Source organism: Burkholderia sp. Ac-20353, assembly GCF_017104785.1.
Classification (GTDB): domain Bacteria; phylum Pseudomonadota; class Gammaproteobacteria; order Burkholderiales; family Burkholderiaceae; genus Burkholderia.
Genome location: NZ_JAAGPL010000276.1, coordinates 1 through 9,211, shown reverse-complemented (window position 1 = coordinate 9,211; position 9,211 = coordinate 1). Strand labels below are relative to the sequence as shown.

Below are 9,211 nucleotides of genomic sequence, written 5' to 3'. Positions count from 1 at the left end.
CGACGCCGGCTCGCTGAGCCTGCCCGACGCACGCACGCAGCATCCGAAGGCCGCGGCGACGCTCGACGGCTGGGCCGCGCAAGGCTGGGTCGACGTCGACGAAATCGGCTGGGCGGATAACCCTGTGCCCAAGTGTGTGGATAACCTGTCGACAAGCGGTGGACGAACCGTACCCCCGCCGCTCAACGACCAGCAGGCAGAGGCGCTCGACGCGATCCGCGCCGCGCAGGGTTTCGCGCCGTTCCTGCTGCACGGCGTGACGGGCAGCGGCAAGACCGAGGTGTATCTGCATGCGCTCGCGGCGCTGCTGGACACGCGGCCCGACGCGCAGGCGCTCGTGCTCGTCCCCGAAATCAACCTGACGCCGCAGTTCGAGGCGGCGTTTCGTGCGCGCTTTGCGGGCACGCTTGCGGCGGACGCGATCGTCACGCTGCACAGCGGCCTTGCCGAAGGCGAGCGCGCACGCAACTGGCTGGCTGCGCATACGGGCCGCGCGCGGATCGTGCTCGGCACGCGCCTCGCGGTGCTCGCGTCGCTGCCGACGCTCGCGCTGATCGTCGTCGACGAGGAGCACGAGCCCGCGTACAAGCAGCAGGAAGGCTTGCGCTATTCGGCGCGCGACCTCGCGGTATGGCGCGCGAAGCAGCTCGACATCCCGGTCGTGCTCGGTTCCGCGACGCCGTCGCTCGAAAGCTGGTGGCAGGCCGAGCAGGGGCGCTACACGCGGCTTACGCTGTCGCGCCGCGCGATCGCCGATGCGGTATTGCCGAGCGTGCGGCTGGTCGATCTCGAGGAAGAGCGGCGGCGCGGGCGTGCGTCGCAGGGCGGGCTGTCGGGCCCGCTCGTCGCGGCGCTGAAGGCGCGGCTCGAGCGCGGCGAGCAGAGCCTCGTGTTCCTGAACCGGCGTGGTTACGCGCCGCAGCTCGCGTGCGATGCGTGCGGCTGGGTCGCCGGCTGCCCGCGCTGCAGCGCGTACGTCGTGCTGCACAAACCCGAGCACGCGCTGCGCTGCCATCACTGCGGCTGGGAGTCGCGGATTCCGCGGTCGTGCCCCGAATGCGGTAACGTCGATATCGCACCGCTTGGCCGCGGCACGCAGCGCATCGAGGAGGCGCTCGCCGAGGCCGTGCCGGCCGCGCGCGTGCTGCGGATCGACGCCGACAGCACGCGCCGCAAGGGCAGTGCGCAGGCGCTGTTCTCGGACGTGCACGCGGGCGAGGTCGACATCCTCGTCGGCACGCAGATGATTGCAAAAGGTCACGATTTCCAGCGCGTGTCGCTCGTCGGCGTGCTCAATGCCGACACCGCGCTGTTCTCGCACGACTTCCGCGCGAGCGAGCGGCTGTTCGCGCAGCTGATGCAGGTGAGCGGCCGCGCGGGCCGCGCCGGGCTGCCGGGCGAGGTGCTCGTGCAGACGCGCTATCCGCGCCACGCGCTGTATCACGCGCTCGCGCGCCAGGATTACATCGGCTTCGCGAACACGACGCTCGGCGAGCGGCGCGACGCGCATCTGCCGCCGTTCGTCTACCAGGCGCTGCTGCGCGCGGAAGGGCGCACGCTCGACGCGGCGCTCGGGTTCCTGCAGCAGGCCGCGGCCGCGTTGCCGGGGCTGCCCGGCGCGGATCGCGTGATGGCCTACGACGCGGTGCCGATGACGATCGTGAAGGTCGCGAACGTCCATCGCGCGCAACTGCTCCTCGAAAGCGCGTCGCGGGCGGCGCTGCAGCACACGCTGCGCGCGTGGCACTACGAGCTGCGCGCGCTGAAGGGCGTGCTGCGGTGGAGCGTCGAAGTCGATCCGCTGGATATCTGACGCCATCTGGCGCACCGTGGCGCGCGTCGCAACGCGCGCACGGCCGCAGCGCTTGCGCTGCCGGCGCCGTGTTGCACGGTCATCGCAACCCGCGTTGAACGGGCGCACTACACGCGCAAGGTTGCCCAAACGTGTCCGCGCACCCCGAATCAGGGAAAATACCGATCCCCCGACCGCGGGCAACCCCTAGGTTGCAACTCCGTAAGCCGCTGATTATATTGGATAATTCGCGGGTGCAACCTATATCGAAATCTGGTTGCACCTTTTTATTGCGTGCCGTAGGATTTCGCGCATCCTCTCACGTCTATTCGCCGGTCTCCCGCCGGCGCACGAACCCATCATGGCAAGCACCACCCTTGGCGTCAAAGTCGACGACCTGCTCCGCTCGCGCCTGAAAGACGCCGCAGCGCGACTCGAACGGACTCCCCACTGGCTGATCAAGCAGGCGATCTTCGCGTATCTCGAGCGGATCGAGCACGGCCAGCTTCCGCCGGAGCTGTCCGGCCACAGCGGCGTCACCGAGCTCGCGGACGGTCAGGGCGGCGAAGGCGACGACGACAACTCCCCGCATCCGTTCCTCGAATTCGCGCAGAATGTGCAGCCGCAATCGGTGCTGCGCGCGGCGATCACCGCCGCGTACCGCCGCCCCGAGCCGGAATGCGTGCCGTTCCTGATCGGCCAGGCGCGGCTGCCCGCGAACCTGTCCACGGACGTGCAGGCGCTCGCGACGCAGCTCGTCGAGGCGCTGCGCGAGAAGAGCTCGGGCGGCGGCGTCGAAGGGCTGATCCACGAGTTCTCGCTGTCGAGCCAGGAAGGCGTCGCGCTGATGTGTCTCGCGGAAGCGCTGCTGCGCATCCCCGACCGCGCGACCCGCGATGCGCTGATCCGCGACAAGATCAGCAAGGGCGACTGGCGCTCGCACGTCGGCCACGCGCCGTCGCTGTTCGTCAACGCGGCGACCTGGGGGCTGATGATCACCGGCAAGCTCGTCACGACCAACAGCGAAGCCGGGCTGTCGTCGGCGCTCACGCGCCTGATCGGCAAGGGCGGCGAGCCGCTGATCCGCAAGGGCGTCGACATGGCGATGCGCCTGATGGGCGAGCAGTTCGTGACCGGCGAGACGATCTCCGAAGCGCTCGCGAACAGCCGCAAGTACGAAGCGCGCGGCTTCCGCTACTCGTACGACATGCTCGGCGAAGCGGCGACGACCGAAGAGGACGCGCAGCGCTACTACGCGTCGTACGAGCAGGCGATCCACGCGATCGGCAAGGCGGCGGGCGGCCGCGGCATCTACGAAGGCCCCGGCATCTCGATCAAGCTGTCGGCGCTGCACGCGCGCTACTCGCGCTCGCAGCAGGAACGCACGATGACCGAGCTGCTGCCGCGCGTGCGCTCGCTCGCGCTGCTCGCGCGCCGCTACGACATCGGCCTGAACATCGACGCCGAGGAAGCCGACCGGCTCGAGCTGTCGCTCGACCTGCTCGAGGCGCTGTGCTTCGATCCTGAACTCGCCGGCTGGAACGGCATCGGCTTCGTCGTGCAGGGCTACCAGAAGCGCTGCCCGTTCGTGATCGACTACCTGATCGATCTCGCGCGCCGCAGCCGTCACCGCCTGATGATCCGCCTCGTGAAGGGCGCGTACTGGGATACCGAGATCAAGCGTGCGCAGGTCGACGGCCTCGAAGGCTATCCGGTCTACACGCGCAAGATCTACACGGACGTGTCGTACATCGCGTGCGCGAAGAAGCTGCTCGCGGCGCCCGATGCCGTCTATCCGCAGTTCGCGACGCACAACGCGTATACGCTCGCCGCGATCTATCACCTCGCCGGCCAGAACTACTACCCGGGCCAGTACGAATTCCAGTGCCTGCACGGGATGGGCGAGCCGCTCTATGAAGAGGTGACCGGCCGCGACAAGATGAACCGTCCGTGCCGCGTGTATGCGCCGGTCGGCACGCACGAAACGCTGCTCGCGTACCTCGTGCGCCGCCTGCTGGAAAACGGCGCGAACACGTCGTTCGTGAACCGCATCGCGGACAAGACCGTGTCGGTGAAGGAACTGGTCGCGGACCCGGTCGAGGAAGCGCTGAAGCTCACGCCGCTCGGCGCGCCGCACGCGAAGATCCCGCTGCCGCGCAACCTGTACGGTGACGAGCGCTTCAACTCGATGGGCCTCGACCTGTCGAACGAGCATCGCCTCGCATCGCTGTCGTCCGCGCTGCTCGCGAGCGGGCATCACCCGTGGCGCGCCGCGCCGCTGCTCGCCGACAATGCGCTCGCCGACGCGCCGGCCCGCGATGTGCGCAACCCGGCCGACCAGCGCGACCTCGTCGGCACGGTCAGCGAAGCGACGTCCGAGCACGTGAGCGCCGCGCTCGCGCACGCGGTGGCCGCCGCGCCGATCTGGCAGGCGACGCCCGTGGATGCGCGCGCCGACTGCCTCGCGCGTGCCGCCGACCTGCTCGAAGCGCAGATGCACACGCTGATGGGCCTGATCGTGCGCGAAGCCGGCAAGTCGCTGCCGAACGCGATCGCGGAAATCCGCGAGGCGGTGGACTTCCTGCGCTACTACGCCGCGCAGATCCGCGACGAATTCTCGAACGATACGCACCGCCCGCTGGGGCCGGTGGTCTGTATCAGCCCGTGGAACTTCCCGCTCGCGATCTTCATGGGCCAGGTGGCGGCGGCGCTCGCGGCCGGCAACACGGTGCTCGCGAAGCCGGCCGAGCAGACGCCGCTGATCGCGGCGCAAGCCGTGCGCATCCTGCGCGAGGCCGGCGTGCCGGCCGGCGCGGTGCAGCTGCTGCCGGGCACCGGCGAGACGGTCGGTGCGGCGCTGGTGGCCGATGCGCGCACCCGCGCGGTGATGTTCACCGGTTCGACCGAAGTCGCGCGCCTGATCAACAAGACGCTGTCGTCGCGCCTCGACCCGGATGGCAAGCCGATTCCGCTGATCGCCGAGACGGGCGGCCAGAACGCGATGATCGTCGACTCGTCGGCGCTCGCCGAGCAGGTCGTCGCGGACGTGATGCAGTCGTCGTTTGATTCCGCCGGTCAACGATGTTCGGCGCTGCGCGTTCTGTGTTTGCAGGACGATGTCGCCGACCGCACGCTGACGATGCTGAAAGGCGCGATGCAGGAACTCGCGCTCGGCAACCCCGACCGCCTGTCGACGGACGTCGGCCCGGTGATCGACGGTGAGGCGAAGCAGACGATCGACACGCACGTCGCCGCGATGAAGGAGAAGGGCAACGGCGTCACGCAGCTGCCGATGCCGGATGCCTGCGCGCACGGCACGTTCGTGCCGCCGACGCTGATCGAGATCGGCAGCATCGACGAGCTGAAGCGCGAAGTGTTCGGGCCGGTGCTGCACGTCGTGCGCTATCGCCGCAGCGCGCTGGACAAGCTGCTCGAGCAGATCCGCGCGACCGGCTATGGCCTGACGCTCGGCATCCACACGCGGATCGACGAGACGATCGCGCACGTGATCTCGAACGCGCACGTGGGCAACATCTACGTGAACCGCAACGTGATCGGCGCGGTGGTCGGCGTGCAGCCGTTCGGCGGCGAAGGGCTGTCGGGCACGGGCCCGAAGGCGGGTGGCGCGCTGTATCTGCAGCGTCTGCTCGCGACGCGTCCGTCGGGGCTGCCGCGTTCGCTCGCGGACATGCTGGTCGCGGACGACGTCGCCGAAGGCGAGAAGCGGGAGAGCCCGGCGGCGGCGCTGACGACGCTGCGCGACTGGCTGATCGAGCAGCGCGAGCCGGCGCTCGCGGCACGCTGCGACGGCTATCTCGCGCAGGTGCCGGCCGGCGCGACCGCGGTGCTCACGGGCCCGACGGGCGAGCGGAACACGTATACACTCGGCCCGCGCGGCACCGTGCTGTGCGTTGCGGCGACGCCGGGCGGCGCGCGTGCGCAGTTCGCGGCGGTGCTCGCAACCGGTAACCGCGCGCTGTTTGCCGGTGCGGCGGGCGAGGCGCTCGTCGCCGCGCTGCCGGCGGCGCTGAAGGCGCATGCGGGCGTGCGCAAGCAGGCGGATGCGGTGTTCGACGCGGTGCTGTTCGAAGGCGACAGCGACGAGCTGCAGACGCTGGTGAAGGAAGTCGCGCAGCGGCCGGGCCCGATCGTGTCGGTGCAGGGCGTGTCGGCGGGTGCGTTCGAGCGCGGCGACGCGGAAGACTACGCGCTCGAGCGTCTGCTCACCGAGCGTTCGGTCAGCGTGAACACCGCGGCGGCGGGCGGCAATGCGAATTTGATGACGATCGGCTGACCATCCTGGCCGTTCGGATCAAGAGAAAGGAAGCGGCTAGGCGATCCCGAAGCCGCTCCATTTACCCTGGTACCAAGGAGATGCTATGCAACACACGATGAAAAAGCTGGCAGGCGCGACCTTTGTCGCAGTCATGTCGCTTGCGGGGACGGCTCATGCGGATGACGTGAAGGTTGGCTACGCAGGGCCGATGACGGGTGCGCAGGCACACTACGGCAAGGACATGCAGAACGGCATCGTGCTCGCGATCGAGGACTTCAACGCGACGAAGCCGATGATCGGCGGCAAGCCGGTGAAGTTCGTGCTCGACACGCAGGATGACCAGGCCGACCCGCGCACGGGCACGACGGTTGCACAGAAGCTCGTCGACGACGGTATCAAGGGCATGCTCGGCCACTTCAACTCGGGCACGACGATTCCGGCATCGCGCATCTACGCGAACGCGGGCATTCCGCAGATCGCGATGGCGACCGCGCCGGAATACACGCAGCAGGGTTACAAGACGACCTTCCGCATGATGACGTCCGACACGCAGCAGGGCTCGGTGGCGGGCACGTTCGTCGCGAAGGATCTCGGCCTGAAGAAGATCGCGATCGTCGACGACCGCACCGCTTACGGCCAGGGTCTCGCCGACCAGTTCGAGAAGGCCGCGAAGGCCGCTGGAGCTACGATCGTCGACCGTGAGTTCACGAACGACAAGGCCGTCGACTTCAAGGCGATCCTGACGAAGCTGAAGGCGACGAAGCCGGACCTCGTCTACTACGGCGGCGCGGATTCGCAGGCAGCGCCGATGGTCAAGCAGATGAAGGCGCTCGGCTTCACGGCACCGCTGATGGGCGGCGAAATGGTGAAGACGCCGACGTTCCTGAGCATCGCGGGTGGCGCGGCTGACGGCACGATCGCTTCGCTCGCGGGCCTGCCGCTCGACGAGATGCCTGGCGGCAAGGCCTACGCCGACAAGTACAAGAAGCGCTTCGGCGAAGACGTGCAGACCTACTCGCCGTATTCGTACGACGGCGCGATGGCGCTGTTCAACGCGATGAAGAAGGCGAACTCGACGGATCCGGCGAAGTACCTGCCGCTGCTCGCGAAGACCGACATGGCCGGCGTGACGTCGACGCACGTCGCGTATGACGCGAAGGGCGACCTGAAGAACGGCGGCATCACGATGTACAAGGTCGAGAAGGGCGAGTGGAAGCCGCTGAAGAGCATCGGCGGCAAGTAATCGGCGCCAGGTAAACACGACGTCGGCGGGCTGCTGCTGCCCGGCCGGCAAGTCGAAAGCCATCGGACTGGAAAGTCCGGTGGCTTTTTTACTTGGGGTCCCGTGCGATTGCCGGAGGCGTCGCGCGTTCACGCGGACCTGAACCAGACGGGCGCAACGGTCGGGCGGAAGGACGCGCCGGCGCGCGCTCACCCTTCGCGCCTGCGCAGCAGGAATTTCTGCAGCTTGCCGGTCGGCGTGCGCGGCAGCGCATCGGCGAACACGACTTCGCGCGGAACCTTGTACGCCGCGAGCCGTTCCGCGCAGAACGCGCGCAGCGTTTCGGCATCGAGCGCCGCGCCTGCGCTCACGACGACGTGCGCGACCACCGTCTCGCCCCAGTCCGGGTGCGGTATGCCGACGACGGCCGCCTCGACCACGCCCGGATGTGCGGTCAGCACGTCTTCCACTTCCTTCGAATAGACGTTCTCGCCGCCCGTCACGATCATGTCCTTGATCCGGTCGACGAGGAACAGATAGCCATCCTGATCGATGCGTGCGACGTCGCCGGAGCGATACCATCCGTCCGGCGCGAACGCGGCGCGTGTCGCGTCCGGATCGTCGAGATAGCCGAGCATCATGCTGTCGGCCTTGAGCCAGATCTCGCCTGTTTCCTTGCCGGCCTCGCCCGGCTGCGCGTCGCCGCCATCCGCGCGCACGACGCGCAGGTCGACACCGGGCGCGCCGCAGCGGCCGATCGAACCCGCTTTCGTCACCTGCTCGTCCGGATACAGCGCGGTGCCGGCCGGGCCCGTCTCGGTCATCCCGTACACCTGATAGAACGCGTCGCTGCGGTACGCGCGCGCGAGCCGTTCGGCCTGTGCCGCGCCGATCGGGCCGCCGCCGTAGACCCACGCACGCACGCTCGTCAGGTCGAACGCGGCGAAGCCTTCGATCGTGTCGAGCGGCAGCGTGTACGACACCGGCGCGCCGAAATACAGCGACACGCGCTCGCGCTCGACCGCCTGCAGGAACCGCAGCGGATGGTATTCGCGCAGCAGCACGACGGTGCCGCCGACGTACAGCGTGCCGCCGAACCAGTTGTTGAGCGGCGACGAATGCCAGATCGGCATCGCCATCAGCGTGCGCTCGTCGTGCGTGATCGACAGCGCGAGCGCGGCCTGCATTGCCGCGAGCGTCACCGTGCGATGGCTGTGCACGCAGCCTTTCGGGCGGCCGGTCGTGCCGGACGTGTAGAGGATCTGCGCGAGCTCGCCGTCGGCGGGGAGGATGCCGGCGACGCCGTCGATCGTCTCGCACATCGTGTCGAAGCATGGCAAGCCGGCGACCGTCCCTTCGGTGGACAGGCGTCGCGCGGCAGACGCAACGCGGTCGAGCACCGGCGCGAGCGCCGCGTCGAACAGGATCACCTTGCTGCGGCTGTGCTCGAGCACATAGTCGACTTCGGGCGCCTGCAGCTTGTGGTTGACCGGCACGAACGCCGCGCCGAGCCGCCACGCGCCGAGCAGCACGTCGACGAACGCGGGGGTGTTGAAGCACATCGCGGCGACGCGGTCGCCGGCCGCGACACCGAGCGCGCTCAGCACCGCCGCCGCGCGGTGCGAGCGGTCGCGCGTGTCGCCGTAGGTGAGCGTTGCGCCGTCAAAGCGCAGGAACGGTTTGTCGGGCGTCGCGCGGGCGGCGCGGTCGAGGGCAGCGACGAGGTTCATGCAGGACTCCGTGGGATGTCGCGTGGTACGAGCGCCTCCGTCACGCGGGATAGGCGCGTTGCAGCAGCGCGGCGACGTCGATGCGGCGCGGATCGAAGCCGCCCGCGATGCGGCCCCACGCGGGCTCGGCGATGCGCGTCGCGATGAACGCGTCGGCGACGGCCGCGGGCGCGTCGCGTCGCAGCAGGCAC

The 9,211-nt window shown here is 69.0% G+C and carries 4 protein-coding genes; 3 read left to right on the top strand and 1 reads right to left on the bottom strand.

Going from position 1 to position 9,211, the window contains the following annotated elements; all coding sequences use genetic code 11:
* The 3 genes from G3N94_RS37560 to G3N94_RS37550 form a co-directional block, all read left to right on the top strand.
* The coding region (locus tag G3N94_RS37560) for a primosomal protein N' (protein ID WP_205799283.1) at positions 1-1,813 on the top strand (1,813 nt) is incomplete at its 5' end.
* Positions 1,814-2,153: 340 nt separating this feature from the next.
* Positions 2,154-6,086 (top strand): trifunctional transcriptional regulator/proline dehydrogenase/L-glutamate gamma-semialdehyde dehydrogenase, encoded by a 3,933-nt coding sequence (putA, locus tag G3N94_RS37555; protein WP_205799282.1) that lies wholly within the window; start codon positions 2,154-2,156, stop codon positions 6,084-6,086.
* Between the two features lie 85 nt (positions 6,087-6,171).
* Entirely contained in the window at positions 6,172-7,311 is a 1,140-nt protein-coding gene (locus G3N94_RS37550) for a branched-chain amino acid ABC transporter substrate-binding protein (RefSeq protein WP_205799281.1), read from the top strand.
* 188 nt (positions 7,312-7,499) lie between these two features.
* Here G3N94_RS37550 and G3N94_RS37545 read toward each other — a convergent pair whose 3' ends face one another.
* Entirely contained in the window at positions 7,500-9,020 is a 1,521-nt protein-coding gene (locus G3N94_RS37545; RefSeq protein WP_205799280.1) for an AMP-binding protein, read from the bottom strand.
* Between the last annotated feature and the right edge of the window lie 191 nt (positions 9,021-9,211).

What these genes read in the sequence shown, in the direction of transcription:
- G3N94_RS37545 (WP_205799280.1), bottom strand. Translation starts at nt 9,020, where the DNA reads ATGAACCTCGTCGCTGCCCTCGACCGCGCCGCCCGCGCGACGCCCGAC.
- G3N94_RS37550 (WP_205799281.1), top strand. Translation starts at nt 6,172, where the DNA reads ATGCAACACACGATGAAAAAGCTGGCAGGCGCGACCTTTGTCGCAGTC.
- putA (WP_205799282.1), top strand. Translation starts at nt 2,154, where the DNA reads ATGGCAAGCACCACCCTTGGCGTCAAAGTCGACGACCTGCTCCGCTCG.